15 protein-coding genes are annotated in these 18,388 nt (G+C 59.7%); 7 read left to right on the forward strand and 8 right to left on the reverse strand.

Annotation, left to right across the window (positions count from 1 at the left end; translation table 11 throughout):
* The first annotated feature begins 185 nt into the window (after positions 1-185).
* A complete protein-coding gene (locus AB4N53_RS09885) occupies positions 186-1,058 on the forward strand; it encodes a LysR family transcriptional regulator (protein WP_460120161.1) in 873 nt (290 codons plus the stop codon).
* 96 nt (positions 1,059-1,154) lie between these two features.
* On the opposite strand, the gene AB4N53_RS09890 is transcribed toward AB4N53_RS09885, so the two are convergent.
* A complete protein-coding gene (locus AB4N53_RS09890; protein ID WP_460120163.1) occupies positions 1,155-2,015 on the reverse strand; it encodes a LysR substrate-binding domain-containing protein in 861 nt (286 codons plus the stop codon).
* A gap of 113 nt (positions 2,016-2,128) precedes the next feature.
* Here AB4N53_RS09890 and AB4N53_RS09895 point away from each other — a divergent pair, with 113 nt between their 5' ends.
* Both AB4N53_RS09895 and phnX read left to right on the forward strand, forming a co-directional pair.
* Positions 2,129-3,238, forward strand: coding sequence for a 2-aminoethylphosphonate--pyruvate transaminase (locus AB4N53_RS09895; RefSeq protein WP_024013452.1), 1,110 nt, complete (start codon positions 2,129-2,131; stop codon positions 3,236-3,238).
* Positions 3,239-3,380: 142 nt separating this feature from the next.
* Complete coding sequence (phnX, locus tag AB4N53_RS09900) at positions 3,381-4,208, forward strand: phosphonoacetaldehyde hydrolase (RefSeq protein ID WP_460120165.1); 828 nt, start codon at positions 3,381-3,383, stop codon at positions 4,206-4,208.
* A gap of 88 nt (positions 4,209-4,296) precedes the next feature.
* Here phnX and AB4N53_RS09905 read toward each other — a convergent pair whose 3' ends face one another.
* The gene (locus AB4N53_RS09905) at positions 4,297-4,638 is read right to left on the reverse strand and encodes a hypothetical protein (protein WP_460120167.1); all 342 of its coding nucleotides are present in this window, start codon (positions 4,636-4,638) and stop codon (positions 4,297-4,299) included.
* Between AB4N53_RS09905 and AB4N53_RS09910 the strand changes: the two genes are divergently transcribed.
* Both AB4N53_RS09910 and AB4N53_RS09915 read left to right on the forward strand, forming a co-directional pair.
* Entirely contained in the window at positions 4,613-5,014 is a 402-nt protein-coding gene (locus tag AB4N53_RS09910; RefSeq protein WP_460120169.1) for a hypothetical protein, read from the forward strand. The two genes, AB4N53_RS09905 and AB4N53_RS09910, sit on opposite strands and share 26 nt — an antisense overlap.
* A 293-nt stretch (positions 5,015-5,307) precedes the next feature.
* Positions 5,308-5,856 (forward strand): cytochrome b, encoded by a 549-nt coding sequence (locus AB4N53_RS09915; RefSeq protein WP_434766049.1) that lies wholly within the window; start codon positions 5,308-5,310, stop codon positions 5,854-5,856.
* Positions 5,857-5,998: 142 nt separating this feature from the next.
* Here the strand turns inward: AB4N53_RS09915 and AB4N53_RS09920 are convergent, their stop codons facing one another.
* Both AB4N53_RS09920 and AB4N53_RS09925 read right to left on the reverse strand, forming a co-directional pair.
* Positions 5,999-6,934: a 1-aminocyclopropane-1-carboxylate deaminase/D-cysteine desulfhydrase gene (locus tag AB4N53_RS09920; RefSeq protein WP_460120172.1), complete on the reverse strand. Its 936-nt coding sequence runs from the start codon at positions 6,932-6,934 to the stop codon at positions 5,999-6,001.
* A 125-nt stretch (positions 6,935-7,059) separates the two neighbouring features.
* Positions 7,060-9,099, reverse strand: a complete 2,040-nt coding sequence (locus AB4N53_RS09925; RefSeq protein WP_460120174.1) for a 2,4-dienoyl-CoA reductase FMN-binding domain-containing protein — start codon at positions 9,097-9,099, stop codon at positions 7,060-7,062.
* Positions 9,100-9,306: 207 nt separating this feature from the next.
* Between AB4N53_RS09925 and AB4N53_RS09930 the strand changes: the two genes are divergently transcribed.
* Both AB4N53_RS09930 and AB4N53_RS09935 read left to right on the forward strand, forming a co-directional pair.
* Positions 9,307-10,437, forward strand: coding sequence for a nitrilase-related carbon-nitrogen hydrolase (locus AB4N53_RS09930; protein WP_460120176.1), 1,131 nt, complete (start codon positions 9,307-9,309; stop codon positions 10,435-10,437).
* Positions 10,438-10,440: 3 nt separating this feature from the next.
* A complete protein-coding gene (locus AB4N53_RS09935) occupies positions 10,441-11,481 on the forward strand; it encodes an AraC family transcriptional regulator (RefSeq protein ID WP_460120178.1) in 1,041 nt (346 codons plus the stop codon).
* 389 nt (positions 11,482-11,870) lie between these two features.
* Here AB4N53_RS09935 and AB4N53_RS09940 read toward each other — a convergent pair whose 3' ends face one another.
* From AB4N53_RS09940 to lon, 4 genes are all read right to left on the reverse strand, one after another.
* Positions 11,871-12,725 carry a DUF2242 domain-containing protein gene (locus AB4N53_RS09940; RefSeq protein WP_460120180.1) on the reverse strand — a complete coding sequence of 285 codons (855 nt, stop codon included), beginning with the start codon at positions 12,723-12,725 and terminating at the stop codon, positions 11,871-11,873.
* A 740-nt stretch (positions 12,726-13,465) separates the two neighbouring features.
* A complete protein-coding gene (locus tag AB4N53_RS09945) occupies positions 13,466-15,337 on the reverse strand; it encodes a SurA N-terminal domain-containing protein (protein ID WP_460120182.1) in 1,872 nt (623 codons plus the stop codon).
* Positions 15,338-15,564: 227 nt separating this feature from the next.
* On the reverse strand, positions 15,565-15,837 hold the full coding sequence (locus AB4N53_RS09950) for an HU family DNA-binding protein (RefSeq protein WP_003183171.1): 273 nt from the start codon (positions 15,835-15,837) through the stop codon (positions 15,565-15,567).
* Between the two features lie 149 nt (positions 15,838-15,986).
* A complete protein-coding gene (lon, locus tag AB4N53_RS09955; protein WP_016775334.1) occupies positions 15,987-18,383 on the reverse strand; it encodes an endopeptidase La in 2,397 nt (798 codons plus the stop codon).
* Between the last annotated feature and the right edge of the window lie 5 nt (positions 18,384-18,388).

Raw genomic sequence — 18,388 nt, forward strand, 5'->3', positions numbered from 1 at the left:
CGCCCCTTCCCTTCGGCGATAACGGTCAGATGAGTCTGCTGTTGCACGCACAGGCTCATGGGCCGGCGCCGCTGCTCGACCGAGCAGTCAGCGATGGCGTGAGCCGATCAAAGCAATTACTGTTTAATAAATAAAATCGATTTATCGTATTTCACACATAAGCTGAGCTTGTTACTGGAGCCACCATGTCCGTCTCTCACGCCCAACTCAAAGCGTTTCACGCTGTGGCCGTCCATGGCAGCTTCACCCGCGCCGCCGAGCGGCTTTATCTGACGCAACCGGCGATTTCCGACCAAGTACGCAAACTCGAAGAACGCTTCGGTGTATTGCTGTTTCACCGCAATAAACGTTCCGTACGCCTGACCGACCTGGGCGAGCGTCTGCTGTCGATCACTCAGCGCCTGTTCGTGATCGAAGCCGAAGCGCAGGAATTGCTGCAGGAATCCCAGGCCCTGCAGACCGGCAGCCTGATTCTCGCGGTGGACGCGCCGATCCACGTGTTGCCGCAGATCGCACGGTTCTGCGAGCGCTATCCAGGCATCAGCGTGAAAATCGAGACCGGCAACACCGATGAATCGCTATTTCGCCTGTTCAACTATCAGGCCGATCTGGCGTTGCTTGGTCGCGATGTCACTGATGAACGCTTGCTGTGCGTGCCGTTGCGCAACGATCCGATGGTGGCGTTCGTTTCGCGCAATCATCCGTGGGCCGAGCGCGAATCGATCTGTCTGGCCGATCTGGATGACACGCCACTGGTGCTGCGTGAGATCGGTTCAGTGACCCGGCAGACGCTGGAAGAGGAAATGTCCCGAGCGGGCTTGCGCATTCGTCCGGCGATTCAGGTTGAAGGTCGGGAAGCGGCGCGCGAGGCCGTGGTGGTGGGGATTGGCGTTGGCGTGGTTTCAGCGGCTGAGTTCGGCGCTGACTCACGGGTCTGCGCGTTGCCGATCACCGACTGCCAGAGGCGCCTGACCGAGACCCTGGTGTGCTTGCGCGAACAGAGTTCGCGGCGAGTAGTGGCGACGTTTCTTGATATGGTTCGCGAGAGCCTTGTGTAAACAGTATTGGCCCCTTCGCGAGTAGGCTCGCTCCCACATGGGACCGCGCTCTGTAGTGCAAGAGGGAGCCTGCTCGCGAAGGAGTCGCCTCGGTGTTCAGACAGGAGCCAGATCAAAAAACGCCTGAATCAAGCGCAACTCGCGCCGGCGCTCCATGCAGCCAATCATGTGCCGGTTCACCAGCCCTTCCCCGGCAATCGGGATCGCCACCACGCGCGGGTCATGACTGACCTCCACCGATGACACCACACCGACACCCAACTCGGCCGCAACCGCTTCGGTCACCGCCTCGCGACTGTCCAGCTCCAGCAACACGCGCGGCTGAATCGAGGCCTGCGCACACGCTTGATCAAAAGTGCGCCGGGTAATCGAACTCGGCTCGCGCAGAACCATGATCACTTGATCCAGCTCCTTGAGTTTTACTTCGCCTGAGCGATCCGCCCAGCGATGCCCCGCCGGCACCAGCGCGCAGATCCGCGATTCGCTCAGCGCTTGCAGATGCAGGCCCTTGCGCGGCTCGACCTCGGTCAGCACCGCCACATCGGCGTGTTCCGACAACAGCGCCGCCAGGGTTTCCTGGGCATTGCCCAGACGCAGGTTCACCGTGATGCCCGGATAGCGCGCACGCAGGCTCGCCAGCATCGGCATGACCATGTGTGGCCCATCCGCCGCCACCTCCAGACGCCCGGTCAACAACTGTCGATTGGCCTCGAGCAGCGTCTGCGCCTCTTCCGCTAGGCCGAACATGGCGCGAGTGATCGCCGCCAGTTTGGTGCCTTCCTCGGTCAGCTCCACCCGTCGCGCGGTGCGCCGCAGCAAGGTGATCTGGTAGTGCTCCTCCAGCGCCTTGATGTGTCCGGTGACCGCCGGCTGGCTGATGAACAACCGTGCAGCCGCGCGGGTGAAGCTGCCTTCGCGGGCCACGGCGTCGAAGGCGCGCAGCTGAAACAGGTTCATGAATAACCCTCACTGATGACTGGCATAACAACAAACAATTTGATTGATGTAGCGGCGAATTGCAACGTAGGCCCCGTAGCTTCATCCCACAGCGTTTTCGCGAGGACACACGAATGAGTACCGCCGCACCGATTCTGCTCACTCCCGGCCCGTTGACCACTTCGGCCCGCACCCGTCAGGCCATGATGGTCGACTGGGGTTCGTGGGATGACCGCTTCAACCAGCTGACCGCCAGCCTGTGCGAGCAATTGCTGGCCATCCTTAACGGCGCCGCCAGCCACCATTGCGTACCGTTACAGGGCAGCGGCACGTTCGCTGTCGAAGCGGCCATCGGCACGTTGGTACCCCGTGATGGCAAAATTCTCGTGCTGATCAACGGCGCTTACGGCAAACGGCTGGCGAAGATCTGCGAAGTGCTTGGGCGCTCGTTCAGCACCTTCGAAACCGCCGAAGACGAACCGACCACCGCCGCTGACGTCGACCGTTTGCTGCGCGCCGACGCAGACATCACCCACGTGGCGCTGATCCACTGCGAAACCAGCACCGGCATTCTCAATCCGCTGGCGGAAATCGCCGAGGTCGTGGCGCAACACGGCAAACGTCTGATCATCGACGCCATGAGCTCTTTCGGCGCATTGCCGGTAGACGCGCAAAAAGTGCCGTTCGACGCGCTGATCGCCGCCTCCGGTAAATGCCTGGAAGGTGTACCGGGGATGGGTTTTGTCTTCGCCCGCAAAGAATCTCTGGCCGCCGCTGCCGGTAACTCGCACTCGCTGGCGATGGACCTGTACGACCAGCACGCCTACATGATGAAAACCGGGCAATGGCGCTTCACCCCGCCCACGCATGTGGTCGCGGCGCTGCACGAAGCATTACTGCAATACAGCGAAGAAGGCGGTCTGCCGGCGCGGCATGCGCGGTATGCGGCGAACTGTCAGGCACTGATGGAAGAGATGAACAAGCTCGGCTTGCGCAGCTTCCTGCCGGCGGCGATTCAGGCGCCGATCATCGCCACTTTCCATGCCCCGCAGGATCCGCGTTACCAGTTCAAGGACTTCTATGAGCGGGTCAAGGCCAAGGGTTACATCCTCTACCCCGGCAAACTGACCCAGGTCGAAACCTTCCGCGTCGGCTGCATCGGCCACGTAACCCCGGACGAAATGCGCCAGGCCGTGGCAGCAGTGGGTGAAGTGCTGCGCGAAATGGAAGTGCTCGACATTTAAGCCCCACCACAAATCTCCTGTGGGAGCGAGCCCGCTCGCGAAAGCGTCGTCCCAGGCGACACATAGGCTGATGTCAGACCGCTTTCGCGAGCAGGCTCGCTCCCACATTTTGATCTCATTTTCAAATCAGGAATTGATTGCCATGAACTACACCAATCCAGACAAGCTGCAAGCCGCGATCCTCGACTGGGCCGGCACCGTGGTCGATTTCGGCTCGTTTGCGCCGACGCAGATTTTTGTCGAGGCCTTCGCCGAATTCGACGTGCAGGTATCGATCGAAGAAGCCCGTGGGCCGATGGGCATGGGCAAGTGGGACCACATCCGCACCCTCTGTGATCAACCGCAGGTTGCCGATCGTTATCGCAATGTGTTCGGCCGGACGCCGACCGACGATGACGTCACCGCTATCTACAACCGCTTCATGCCGTTGCAGATCGAGAAAATCGCCGAACACTCGGCACTGATTCCCGGCGCGCTGGACGCCATCGCCCAACTGCGCGCGCAAGGCATCAAGATCGGTTCCTGCTCCGGCTATCCGAAAGCGGTCATGGACAAAGTCGTCGAACTGGCCGCCAGCAACGGCTACGTCGCCGATCACGTAGTCGCCACCGATGAAGTGCCAAACGGTCGCCCATGGCCGGCACAAGCGTTGGCCAACGTGATCGCCCTGGGCATCGACGATGTTGCAGCGTGCGTGAAAATCGACGACACCGTGCCGGGCATTTTGGAAGGTCGCCGTGCCGGCATGTGGACGGTTGCGCTGATTTGCTCGGGCAACGCTCTGGGTCTGGACTATGAAGGTTTCCGCGCACTCGGCAGCGATGAACTGGCCACTGAACGCAAGCGCATCCATGCGCTGTTTGAAAGTTCGCGCCCGCATTACATGATCGACACCATCAGTGATTTGCCAGAAGTGATCGCTGACATTAACAAGCGTCTGGCCAACGGTGAAATGCCGCAAAACGCCTGAGCCTCATTAAAAAACACCGCTGTTCGATAGTTATCAGCGGTGTTTTTTTGCTTTTGCTTATCAGAAGTACTAATCACGGCATTGAAACTTACTCGCTGACAATATTACCTTGCGCATCATAAGCCAGACCATCCGGATATTTGGTGCTGCCATCTGGTAATTGCTCGGTACCGTCTTCCCAGACAATGCGTCCATCGGGATATTGAATGATATTGTCCGGCCAGACAATCAGCCCGTTTGGATGTTCCACCCTGCCATCGTCATGCTGAATAATTCCGTCAGGACGCTTGATCGAGGTTTTATCCGCATCAATCAGACTACCGTCGGGCAATGTAGTCGAACCGTCGGCATTGGCTGTCGCTCCAGCAGCCTGGATCAATGCGATCAACGCCACTGGATCGATATTGAAGTTGATCGTCGGCCATGGCATTGGCGGCCGCTTGGATTCGATTGGCGAGGTCGATTTGACCGGGTCGGTCGGCGTCACTGGTTTGGGCGGCACGGCCGGTTTGGTCGGGGCCACTGGCCTCGGCGGCACGACCGGTTTGGCTGGGGCCACTGGCCTCGGCGGCACGACCGGTTTGGCTGGGGCCACTGGCTTCGGCGGCACGGCCGGTTTGGCTGGGGCCACTGGCTTCGGCGGCACGGCCGGTTTGGTCGGGGCAACTGGCCTCGGCGGCACAGCCGGTTTGGTCGGGGCTACTGGCCTTGGTGGCACGACCGGTTTGGCGGGAATTACTGGCTTTGTTGTGGTGATAGACGGACGAGGCTTCGGGCTCGGAGGTTTCATATTCATACTCAAATAAAAATATACGTTTAATCTTTAACAACCAATTAAAGACCCGACCAGACAATAAGCACCCAATACAAACTATTCAAACCAAAACAGAACACAAGATATAAACAACATAAAGTTACGCAAAACTTAACAACACCCAATACTGACTTCCAAACGGCAATCAAATCAAAACCAGACAGAGCGCACTTCCCCCCGTTGCAAAAAACATCACACACTCCGGGCAAAAACATCCCGGCAGGTTTACAGTGAAACCAGTGCCGTGACGACGGCTGATCGCATTCAGATCCCGAGGAAAATCTTATGCCGTGGACAAGCTCAGAATCGCGTTACAGCACTGTTTCGGTTCTGCTGCACTGGCTGATGCTGGTGCTGTTGGCGCTGGTTTACGCCAGCATGGAACTGCGTGGTTTCTTTCCCAAGGGCAGCGGCGGTCGCACGCTGATTCGCGAAATGCACTATCTGCTGGGCCTGACCGTATTTGTATTGGTTTGGTTTCGCCTGCTCGCGCGCAGCCTCGGCCCTGCGCCGAAAATCTTCCCCGCGTCGCCCGCCTGGCAAACCGTGGTAGCGCGCTTGATGCACTGGGCGTTGTACGTGTTCATGATCAGCATGCCGATATTGGGCTGGCTGATCACCAGTGCCGAGGGCCATCAGGTCATGTTCTACGGTTTCGATTTGCCGCTATTGGTCGGTGAAGACAAGGCGTTCGCCAAGCAAGTCGAAGGCTGGCATGTGCTGATCGCCACGATCGGCTATTGGCTAATCGGTCTGCACGCGCTGGCGGGTATTTATCATCATTACGTGGTGCGCGATAACACCCTGCTGCGAATGATGCCCAAGCGCGGCTGAGCTTCGTGGCGAGGCAGCTTGCTCCCGCTGGGCTGTGCAGCAGCTCCAGAACCTGAGCGTGCTGTAAGCCAGAATAATCGCGCGGTGAGGGCTGACGACGGCTGCGCCGCCGATCTTCAGCAAGCTTCCTCGCCACAAGACTTCAGTGACCCGCAGGATGCATGTCGAAAACTCTGCGTCCTTGCAGGCCGCCGGTATGCACAACGACGAGCCGCGTACCTCTGGCGAATTCGCCCGCTTCAACATGCTGCTTGAGCGCCAGCAAGGCTTTGCCGGTGTACAGCGGTTCCAATGGGATGCCGCTGGTTCGCTCGGTCTGTTCGATGAAGGTCAGCAACGTCTGGTCAACCTTGGCGAAGCCACCCCGGCTGGCGTCGATCAACTGATAGCTCGCCACGGGCCCGATGGCTTGCGCCAGAATCGACTCGACGTTCGGCGCTACGCCGTGATCATCCGGCACTGCCAGTGCGCCATACAGTGAGCGCTTGCCACTATCCGCCAGCGCCAGACCGGCCAGGGTCGTGCCGGTGCCGCAGGCCAGCCACCAGGCGTCGAATTCATCCCAGCCCAAGTTCACCAATTGCTCATCGACTTGCTGTGTGATTGCTACGCAACCCAGTGCACCGGCGAGTCCACCACCGCCCTCGGGCACCGCATGCAACGTCGGATATTGCGCCAGCCACGGCGTCCAGAATCCCGTTTCGTGCCGCGCGCGATAGCCGGCATAACCCAGCCAGTGCAACTGCATGCCGAACGCGTGCAAATCCTGCACCGTCGGCGTGTCCTGCGGATGCCCGCGTAACAGCCCCACGGTTCTGAACCCCAGCCGCTTGCCCGCCGCCGCCAGCGCATGCAGATGATTGGAATGCGCACCACCGAGACTGATAAGGCCCTCGGCGCCGGCGCGCTCAGCGGTGTTGAGATGTTCGACGAGTTTGAACCACTTGTTGCCGCTGATCAGCGAATCGATCTGGTCGAGGCGCAGGATCGCCACTTCAATGCCGGCGGTTGCCAGCCAGTCAAGACGGAGCGGTTCGAGAGGGGCTCGGGGTAGCCAGTCGGGGGGAGGCAAAAGCATGGGCGCTGTGCAATCTGGAAAAGACCCCATACTAGTAGGAGCTGCCGCAGGCTGCGATCTTTTGATCTTGCTGTTGAAATCAGGATCAACAGATCGCAGCCTGCGCCAGCGCCTACAGAATGTGTTTACAACTCGGCCGCGAGGCGCGAACCCTGATTGATCGCGCGCTTGGCATCGAGCTCCGCAGCGACATCCGCGCCGCCGATCAAGTGCACGTTCTGCCCGGCTTCGACCAAGCCATCGTGCAACTCACGCAGCGGATCCTGCCCGGCGCAAATCACGATGTTGTCCACCGCCAGCAGTTGCGGCTCGCCGGCTTCGCCGATGCGAATGTGCAAGCCCTGGTCATCGATGCTCAGGTATTCGACGCTGTTGAGCATCTGCACCTGTTTGTTCTTCAGACCGGTGCGGTGAATCCAGCCGGTGGTTTTGCCAAGGCCGTCGCCGACCTTGGTTTTCTTGCGCTGCAACAGGAACACCTCACGGGCCGGCGCATGCGGTGCGGCTTTGATTCCCGCCACCCCACCCCGCGCTTCAAGCTGCGTGTCGATGCCCCACTCTTTCCAGAACGCCGCGCGATCCAGACTGGTGGCCACGCCTTGATGGACGAGGAATTCCGACACGTCAAAACCGATACCACCCGCACCGATCACCGCGACACGCTTGCCAACCGGCTTGCGCTCGAGGATCACGTCCAGATAACTCAGCACCTTGGCATTCTCGACGCCGGGAATCGCCGGCACGCGCGGGGCGATACCGGTGGCGAGAATGATCTCGTCGTAACCGCCTTCAACCAGTTTCGCCACGTCGACACGGGTGTTCAGGCACACCTCGACATTCGTCGTTTGCAGCTTGCGGTTGAAGTAGCGCAGGGTTTCGAAAAACTCTTCCTTGCCCGGTACGCGCTTGGCGATATTGAACTGGCCACCGATCTCGCTGGCGGAATCGAACAGCGTCACCTGATGACCGCGCTCGGCGGCGACGGTGGCGGCGGACAAGCCGGCGGGACCGGCACCGACCACGGCGATTTTCTTGATCTGCTGCACTGGCAGGTAATTGAGTTCGGTCTCGTGGCAGGCGCGCGGGTTGACCAGGCAACTGGTGAGCTTGCCGCCAAAGGTGTGGTCGAGGCAGGCCTGGTTGCAGCCGATGCAGGTGTTGATTTCGTCGGCGCGGCCTGCGGCGGCCTTGTTGACGAAGTCTGGGTCGGCGAGGAATGGTCGGGCCATGGAGACCATGTCGGCATCGCCTTCGGCAAGAATCTGCTCGGCAATTTCCGGGGTATTGATGCGGTTGGTGGTGATCAGCGGAATACTCACCGAGCCGCGCAACTTGGCCGTGACCTTGCTGAACGCTGCACGCGGAACTTTGGTGGCGATGGTCGGGATCCGCGCTTCGTGCCAGCCGATACCGGTGTTGATGATGGTCGCGCCAGCCTGTTCGATGGCCTTGGCCAGCGTGACGATTTCGTCCCAAGTGCTGCCGCCTTCGACCAGATCGAGCATCGACAGGCGGAAGATGATAATGAAATTCGGCCCGACCGCTTCGCGCACGCGGCGGACAATTTCCACCGGCAGGCGCATGCGGTTTTCGTAACTGCCGCCCCAGCGGTCGGTACGGTGGTTGGTGTGGGCGGCGAGGAACTGGTTAATGAAATAACCTTCCGACCCCATGATCTCCACGCCGTCGTATTCGGCGGTTTGCGCCAATACCGAGCAGGTGACGAAATCGCTGATCTGCTTTTCGATGCCCTCTTCGTCCAGCTCTTTGGGCTTGAACGGGTTGATCGGCGCCTGAATCGCACTCGGCGCTACCTGTTTCGGGCTGTAGGCATAACGGCCGGCGTGGAGGATCTGCATGCAGATCTTGCCGCCCGCCTCGTGCACCGCGCGAGTGACGATGCGGTGCTTGAGCGCCTCTTCTTCAGTGGTGAGCTTGGCCGCACCGGAATACACGCCGCCTTCGTCATTCGGGCCGATACCGCCGGTGACCATCAGCCCGACACCGCCACGGGCGCGTTCGGCGAAGTACGCCGCCATGCGCTCGAAGCCACCCGGCTTTTCTTCCAGGCCGGTGTGCATCGAGCCCATCAGGGTGCGGTTGCGCAGCGTGGTGAATCCCAGGTCCAGCGGGGCCAGCAGGTGCGGGTATTGGGCGGTGGTCATCAGTAACTCCACAACGAGCGATCACGGAAAGTTGCGGGAGCTCTGCGTCCCCCGTCAGTCATGTTCGACAGACTAAGAGTCGCACCGCTGTCACTCAATGACCGTAACTGACAAGTTATTGATCCAAATGCGCAGCGCCCCTTGGCAATCAGGGCCATGGGCCCTACCCTAGGCGCCACACTCTGTACCCGGCTGTTGTTGGTTTTCATGCGCAAACTTCTGTATCTGTTTTTCTCCATGGCCCTTGTTGCCGCCCTGACCACCTACGCCATGTGGGCGGCAGACCGGCCGGCGGGGCATTACCTGTCCGACCTGCGCATCAAGCTCGCCGTTGATCAGGGCACGCCCGCCGACCGTGGCAACCTGCTCGGCATCCAGCCCGAACTGTTCCCCACCGATTATCAAAGCTCCGCACGCCTGCATCGCAAACTCGCGGCGTACCTGCAGCAGGCTCGCGATCAAGGCTTGCTGAATGAAAAAACCGTGGTGGTATTGCCCGAGCACGTCGGTACTTGGCTGATGATCAGCGGCGAGAAAGACGAGCTCTATCAGGCACCGACGCTGGCTGAGGCGATGAACTGGCTGGCGGCGAGCAATCCGCTGCTGTTCGCCCGCGCGTGGTTGCGAGCCAAGGGCGAGCAACGGCTGGACGATGCTTATCTGCGGATGAAAGCGAAGGCCATGGCCAAGGATTACCAGGCGCTGTTCGGCGGTCTGGCCAAGGAGTTCCAGGTCACACTGGTCGCCGGCTCGATCGTACTGCCGGAGCCAAGCATCCGCGACGGCCGGCTCAAGCCTGGCAGCGGCGCGCTGTTCAACAGCAGCGTGGTGTTTGGTCGCGACGGCGTACCGTTGGGCCAGCCGCAACGGCAGATGCATCCGATCTTTGATCAGCAAGGCGTTATTCAGGCCGAAGATAAACACGCCATCCAGGTCGTCGACACACCGGCCGGTCGCTTGGGCATCCTGATCGGCAGCGACAGCTGGTACCCCGGCAACTACCGCACCCTCGATGAACAAGGCGCGCAACTGGTGGCCGTGCCGGCGCAGGTTATTGGCCAAGGCGCTTGGGACAAGCCATGGCGCGGCTACAAGGGTTCGAGCACGCCGGGCTCGGTCAGCCTCAAGCCCGGCGACCTCAGCGAAGGACAGGCCTGGCATCGACTGACCCTCACTGCGCAACCGCCAAGCAGCCACGCGCTCGCCGGTGTCAGTGTGTTCATGCGCGGGCAATTCTGGGACAAGCCGAGTACCGGCAGAAGCTTCCTCAGCAGCAATGGCCAGCAGTTCGCCGATGGCGAGGCCCGTGGTGCGCGTTTGCTGAACGTTTGGCTGTAAACCATGAAGCCGCAGCCGATGCGCCTCGGAGATCTGTCGGTGGGTTTCGTCCACAGTCTGGCCGATGCCGTGCGCAGCCACGACGCCGATCCGCTGCCTCTGCTTGAGCAATACGGCCTCGATGCCGAGCGGCTGGCCGAGGCCGGGGCGCGCTTGTCGATCCCGCGTTACATGCGCCTGGGCCACGCGGCGATTCAACTGACCGGCGATCCGGCCCTTGGCCTGCGCATGGGCCGAATGATCCGCTTGAATCAGGCTGGGCTGGCCGGTATCACCGCCGCGCAAGCACCCACTGTGCGCGAAGCGGCCCGTTGCCTGACACGCTTCGAGCCCCTTTACGGCTCGAACTATCGCGGACAATCCAGTTTCCATGAAGACGTCAGCGGCGCCTGGCTGCGCTTCTACTCGATCAGCCCGTACAACGCCTATAACCGCTTCGTGGTCGACTCGATCCTCGCCGGCTGGCTGCACCAATTGTCGGGCCTGTGCGGCGCAACGCTGCGCGCCGAGCGGATCGAGATCGAGTTCGAGGCGCCGGACTACCGCGAGGCTTACACGGTGCTCGGCGATTGCCCGATCCAGTTCAGCGCCGAACACAACCAACTGCGCCTGAGCCTGAGCAGTCTCGCCCTGCGCAACCCTGAACATTGTCCGGGCACCTGGCGGCATCTGCTGCAACTGTGCGAGCGGGAGCTGGAACAAATGACCCGCACCCGTAGCCTGCGCGAGCGCATCACCCAATTGCTCGGCCCGTTGCTCAATGGCGGCCGCGAGCCGGATCTTGAAGAAGTCGCGGCACGCCTGAAACTGCCGACATGGACCTTACGGCGCAAACTCGCCGAGGAAGGCACGCAGTTTCGCGCAATCCTCAATGACACACGCCGGGACCTTGCGATGACCTACATCCGCGACACCGAACTGGCATTCGGCGAAATCGCCTACCTGCTGGGCTTCGCCTCAGCCGAAGCGTTCCAGCGTGCATTCAAACGCTGGAGCGGGCAGACGCCGGGCGAGTCTCGACGAAATTATCGCTCGGGAGCTTGAAACTCAGAGTTCCGTGGCGTCGTCGGCCGGCTCTGGTTGATCAAGCTCAAAAGCCTGGTATTCGAGCAGTTCTTCCTGATACTCATCCATCGTATAAATCCCCCAAACTGCTCGCTATGAAAATGGCTTGGTCAATCGACCTTTACCCCGAGCATAAAGTGCCCGTGTGAAGGAAAAGTGAAGCGCGGCCTTCATCAATAAAACGTAGCAGGTGGTTGGGGATTTATCGCGGCGATGATGTCGCAGGTATGTAACCAGATCTTAAGCCAACCCGAAAACCACTGTGGGAGCGAGCCTGCTCGCAAAAGCGGTGTGACAGTCTGATCATCTGTCGACTGACACTACGCCTTCGCGAGCAGGCTCGCTCCCACAGGGTTTCGCTGAGTTTTTTATTGGCCCGACGCAGGCATCGCCGGAATCGGCTCGGACGGTGGCGGAATATCCGGGTTGGTCGGTGGCGTGATGGTTTCGCTGGCCGGCGCTGGCTCTTCAACAGGCGCAGGCGTGATCGGCGTCGACTCCGCTGGCGGCGCCACCGGTTCGGAACTCACGGGCGCGGTTTCAGCCGGGGCCGGTGCAGGTTCCGCAGCCGGCGCGGGGGCCGGTTCTGCTACCGGTGTCGGCACCAGTGGCGCAGCAGCCGGAGCAGGCGTCACCTTCGGCTCAGGCATACCGAGGTCGGTTTTCGGTTTTTCTTCGATGTGTGCAGCCTTCTTCGCATCGGCGGGCAGGAACTGCTCCACCAGCGTGAAGAACCGCTCGTAGAACTTCTGCGCTGTAACCGTCTCACTGGCGACCTTGACCATCGAGTCGTCCGAAGAGCCGATCGGCATCGACACCGAACCCAGCACGCCAACCCCGAGACTGGCCGAGTTGTTGGTCTTCTTCAGCGCATAACGGTCCTGTAGGGCGTTGGCGAACACCGTCGCGTGATGCCCGGCGCTGCCATCTTCGGCGCAGACCACGTTGAAGCTGATCTCGAGGTGGGTCTCGCCAGTCTGCTGGAAGCTCTTGTGACCGCTGACCAGTTTCGGATCACTGCTGGTAATGATGTAGCCCTGACTGAGCAACGCGCGCCGGGCCGCTTCGCAGCTGGCGGTATCGGTCACCGGGTAATTGCGCGAAAAGGTGCCGGAGTCATCGAAGTTCTCATGCTCATAGATCGGCTTGTCCTTCGAACACCCGGCCACCGCAGTCAACAAAAGCGCCAGCCCGACAACACGCATGGGAGTGGAAATCAACATTGAACATCCTGAGGGAAAACAGTCCGGGGCGTATTGTGCAACAGATCGCAGCCCCATGGCGCATGGAATAGTGTCAAGAATCGGTTACAACTTTACCGGTCATGACCGCCAGCAAAAAGCCGCGTGGACAAATGGTCGATCAATGCGCGCAATTTCGCTGTCGCTTGTTGACTCGACGGCCACAACACCCTAGCCGCCCGACGTGTTCTAAACGCCAAGGGACGGTGTACATCCAAGAATCAGGTCGGCTGTCAGGCCGCTTTCGCGAGCAGGCTCGCTCCCACAGAAAAGCAAAGCAGCGCAGTTGCCCGCGGCGAAGCCGCCCCACTCAACAATGAGCGCAAGCTCGAGTGCTTTTGATCTTGCTTTTGATCCACCGGCGACGTCGGAAGGCTGAACGGAGGGATTGATCCGGGCGTGGGAGCGCAGCGACCGTCTGGCGCAGCCAGACATAGCGGAAGGAGGTGCAGCGAAGCAAACCGGAGCCGCTGCGCCCGGATCGATCCCGCAGCGAAGGAACCCGAGCCTGCGAGGGCCGAACGTAGGAGCAAGCCTTTTTGGGTACTTTTTCGGCGTCTGGAAAAAGTGCCTCGCCGTAAGGGCGAAACCGCCAGCCGCCGCACCCGAAGAAACGGATATTCACCCAAACCACCCAGAGCATGGCCGGCCAAAGGCCGCCACGCCCCCAAAAAAAAGCCCCGACCATCAGGCCGGGGCTCCTTCAAACATCAGTCAAAAGATCAAAACCGCTCGATCTTCGCCTCAGCTTCGAGTTGCTTGCGATACGCCGCAAAGTCCTGCTGCCCCTCACGGGAAGCGAGGAAACGACGATATTGCGCCTTCTCTTCATCCGTCGGTGCAGCCGCTTCATTGACGCCATTCAGACGCACAATCATCAGGCTGCCATCCGGCAAGGTGACGCTGGAGAACGTCGGCTTGTCCTTGGCAGCCGGCTTCGGCATACGGAACAACGCCTGCAGCACAGCCGGATCAACCCCTTCCTGACCACGGGTGGCCGCTTCGGTGATCTTCCAGTTCTGGCCATCGATGGCCTTGTCCAGCGGCGCCTTGCCGTCACGCAGATCGGCAATCAGCTTCTCGGCACGGGTCTTGGCCTCGGCACTGGCGTGCTCTTTGGTCAGCTGAGTGCGGATCGCTGCACTCACGCTTTCCAGCGGCAGTTGCGCAGGCTTCAGGTGCTCCTTGGAACGCAGCACGATCACGGTTTCCGGATCCAGCTCGATGGCGGTGCTGTTGGCACCTTCGTCAATTACTTCCGGGCTGAACGCAGCAGTGACCACGGCACGGTTGGCGGCAACACCTTCGCCACCTTCACGACCGAACGGCTTGGATGTGTGCACGGTCAGTTTCAGGTCCGCTGCCGGCTGTGCCAGGTCAGAGGCTTCAAACGCCGAGTCTTCCAGTTGCTTGGTCGCTTCCACGAAGCGTTGCTCGACCTGCGCGGCTTTCAGGTCGCGGGTCAGCTTGTCTTTCAGGCTGGCCAGAGTCGGCACTTCAGGCGCTTCCACGCCCAGCAGCTTGATCAGGTGATAACCGAAGTCGGTACGAATCGGCTCGGACACCTGGTCTTTCGACAAGGAGTACAGCGCTTTTTCGAAAGCCGGGTCGTAAACGCCAGGGCCGGCATAACCAAGGTCACCACCATTGTTGGCGGAACCCGGATCCTGCGAGACCTCCTTCGCCAGCGCTTCGAATTTCTCGCCCTTGGCCAGACGCGCCTGGACTTCTTCGATCTTCGCCTTGGCCTGCGCTTCGGTGGTCTTGTCGTTCACTTCGATAAGGATGTGCGCGGCACGACGCTGTTCCGACAGGTTGGCGATCTCTTTTTGATACGCCGCCTGCAAGTCTTCATCCTTGACCGCGACCTGATCGAAAAACGACGACTTCTTCAGCTCGACGTAATCGATGATCACCTGATCCGGCGTCATGAATTCCTTGGCGTGCTCGTCGTAGTAAGCCTTGACCTCGTCATCGGTCAGCTTGACCGCAGCCGGGTCGGCCTTGACGTTCAGAGTGGCGAAATCACGGGTCTGTTTTTCCAGACGGGCGAATGCCAGCACTTCGGCGTCGGTGACGAAACCGCTGCCGGCAACACCCGCGCGCAACTGGCCGATCAGCATTTCCTGAGCCAGCATCTGGCGGAACTGCATACGGCTATAACCCAGTTGACGAATCACCTGGTCGAAACGCTCGGAGCTGAACTTGCCGTCGACCTGGAATTCAGGCGTCTGCAGGATCACTTGATCCAGCGCGGCTTCGGAGAAAGAGAACTTCGCCTGTTCGGCACCTTGCAGCAGCAACTTGCGATCGATCAGGCCTTTGAGAGCCGATTCGCGGAGCATTTTTTCGTCGAGCAAGGAAGCATCGAAGTCCTTGCCCAGCTGTTGCATCAGCTGACGGCGTTGCATGTCAACGGCCTGGCTCAGCTCGTTCTGGCTGATTTCGTCACCGTTGACCTTGGCCGCCTCGTTCTTGTGAGTCGTGGCCTGGAAAATGGCATCGAAACCGGTCAGAGCCATCAGTGCAACGATGACTCCGATAATTGTCTTGGCAATCCAGCCTTGTGAATTGTCCCTGATATTCTGCAGCATGCGTCCCCCAGAAACGGTTGAACTTCAATTTAGGCAACCGTGGAGCGTGGGTAGAATCCGGATAGAAGAAAGGCGCATCCGAGGATGCGCCTTCTCGTAACTGGCGGAGCGGACAGGGCTCGAACCCTCGATCCCGGCGTTACAGGTGTCTGTTCCAGCCACCTGCTCTACCGCTCCGCTGCCAAGTCAGGCTTGACCCCGACCCGGATGGGTAAAAACCTGAAAACTCAGTTAACAGCTTCTTTCAGTGCTTTACCGGCTTTGAAACCTGGCTTCTTGGCAGCCGGGATTTCCAGAGTCTTGCCGGTTTGCGGGTTACGACCGGTACGCGCCGGACGGTCAGTCACGGAGAAAGTACCGAAACCAACCAGAACAACGGAGTCGCCAGCCTTCAGAGCGCCAGTGACGGATTCGATTACAGCGTCCAGCGCACGGCCAGCAGCAGCTTTCGGGATATCAGCGGATGCAGCGATAGCATCAATCAGTTCCGACTTGTTCACTCTAAGTCCCCTTATATCTATTTTGAGATGTTTCTAAGTTTTTTGGTGAAAGCAAAAACGAGTGCTGAATGGCCTACAGACACTTAAGAGCCGCTTTATAACAAGGGCTCTAAAATGCTGTCAAGGAAAGCCCCCCAGGCTAAAACGTATTAATGCGTGCTAATTCTTTCCTTGGCATCAGACTCGCGTTTTTCGTCCTTGGCAACTATCTCCGGAGCCACATCCGGCAAGGGCTCCGGCGCGTATTGCAGCGCAATTTGCAGGACCTCGTCAATCCATTTAACCGGTTTGATCTGCAGATCCTGCTTGATATTGTCAGGAATCTCCTTCAGATCGCGGACGTTTTCTTCCGGAATAATCACAATCTTGATTCCGCCGCGATGTGCCGCCAGCAGTTTTTCTTTCAAACCGCCAATTGCCAGCACTTGCCCACGCAGAGTGATCTCACCGGTCATGGCGACATCCGCGCGCACCGGAATGCCGGTCAACGCCGAGACCAGCGCCGTGCACATGCCTACGCCAGCGCTAGGGCCGTCTTTCGGGGTCGCCCCTTCCGGCATGTGAATGTGGGTGTCGCGCTTCTCGTGGAAGTCCAGCGGAATGCCCAGACTCTTGGCGCGGCTGCGCACCACGGTTTGTGCGGCAGTGATCGATTCGACCATTACGTCACCGAGCGAACCGGTCTTGATCAGTTGTCCTTTACCCGGAATCACTGCGGCTTCGATGGTCAGCAATTCACCACCAACCTGAGTCCACGCCAGGCCCGTCACCTGACCCACCTGATCCTGCTGCTCGGCCAGGCCGTAACGGAATTTGCGCACGCCGAGGAAATGCTCCAGCAGATCAGCTGTCACTTTCACCGAGAAGCGTTTTTCGAGAGCATGCTCTTTGACCGCCTTGCGGCACACCTTGGCAATCTGTCGCTCAAGGCCACGCACGCCCGCTTCACGCGTGTAATAACGGATGATGTCGCGGATCGCTTCCTCGTCGAACTCCAGCTCGCCCTTCTTCAGACCATTGGCGGCGATCTGTTTTGGCGACAGGTATTTCACAGCGATGTTGATCTTCTCGTCTTCGGTGTAGCCCGGCAGACGGATGACTTCCATCCGGTCCAGCAGCGCTGGCGGGATGTTCATCGAGTTCGAGGTGCACAGGAACATCACATCGGACAGGTCGTAATCGACCTCCAGATAGTGATCGTTGAAGTTGTGGTTTTGCTCAGGATCAAGCACTTCCAGCAACGCCGACGCAGGGTCGCCACGCATGTCGCTGCCCATCTTGTCGATTTCATCGAGCAGGAACAGCGGGTTGCGCACGCCCACCTTTGTCATCTTTTGAATCAATCTACCCGGCATCGAACCGATGTAGGTCCGGCGGTGACCACGGATTTCCGCTTCATCACGCACGCCACCCAGGGCCATGCGCACGAATTTGCGATTGGTGGCATGAGCAATCGATTCCGCCAGCGAGGTTTTACCCACACCAGGAGGACCAACCAGGCACAACACCGGGCCACGGATCTTCTTCACGCGCTTCTGCACGGCGAGGTACTCAAGGATGCGTTCCTTGACCTCTTCAAGGCCATAGTGATCGGCGTCGAGAATGTCTTCTGCACGGGCCAGATCGAGGCGCACCTTGCTCTGCGCCTTCCACGGCACCTGCACCAGCCAGTCGATGTACGAGCGCACGACGGTGGCTTCAGCGGACATCGGCGACATCTGCTTGAGCTTGTTCAGCTCGGCGGTGGCTTTGGCCAGTGCATCTTTCGGCAGACCGGCAGCATCGATACGCTTTTTCAGCTCTTCGATTTCGTTGTGACCTTCGTCACCGTCGCCGAGCTCTTTCTGAATGGCCTTCATCTGCTCGTTCAGGTAGTACTCGCGCTGACTGCGCTCCATCTGCTTCTTGACGCGACCGCGAATGCGTTTCTCAACCTGCAGCAGGTCGATCTCGGCATCGAGCAGCGCCAGCACGTGTTCGACACGCGCCGACAGATCAATGATCTCGAGGATTTCCTGCTTTTGCTCGATTTTCAGCGCCATGTGCGCGGCCATGGTATCGACCAGACGACCCGGCTCATCGATGCTGTTAAGCGACGACAGGACCTCAGCCGGGACTTTCTTGCCCAACTGCACGTATTGTTCGAACTGCGACAGCAGCGTGCGTACGAAAACTTCCGACTCGCGCTCAGCGGCGTCGACTTCTTCAATCAGAGAGACTTCGGCACGGCAGTGACCATCGACTTCGCTGAAGCGTTCGACGGTGCCACGCTGCTCGCCTTCGACCAGAACCTTGACGGTGCCATCAGGCAGCTTCAACAGCTGCAGAACGGTGGCAATCGTACCCACGCGATAGAGAGCGTCTTCACCGGGATCATCGTCAGCCGGGTTTCTCTGGGCCAGCAGCAGAATCTGCTTGTCGCCCGTCATCGCGGCCTCGAGGGCTTCGATGGATTTCTCGCGCCCCACGAACAGCGGGATAACCATGTGCGGATAAACCACGACATCACGCAATGGCAGGAGAGGCAATTCGATGGTTGTCTTCATGATTT

The organism is Pseudomonas sp. H3_E04 (genome assembly GCF_054668915.1).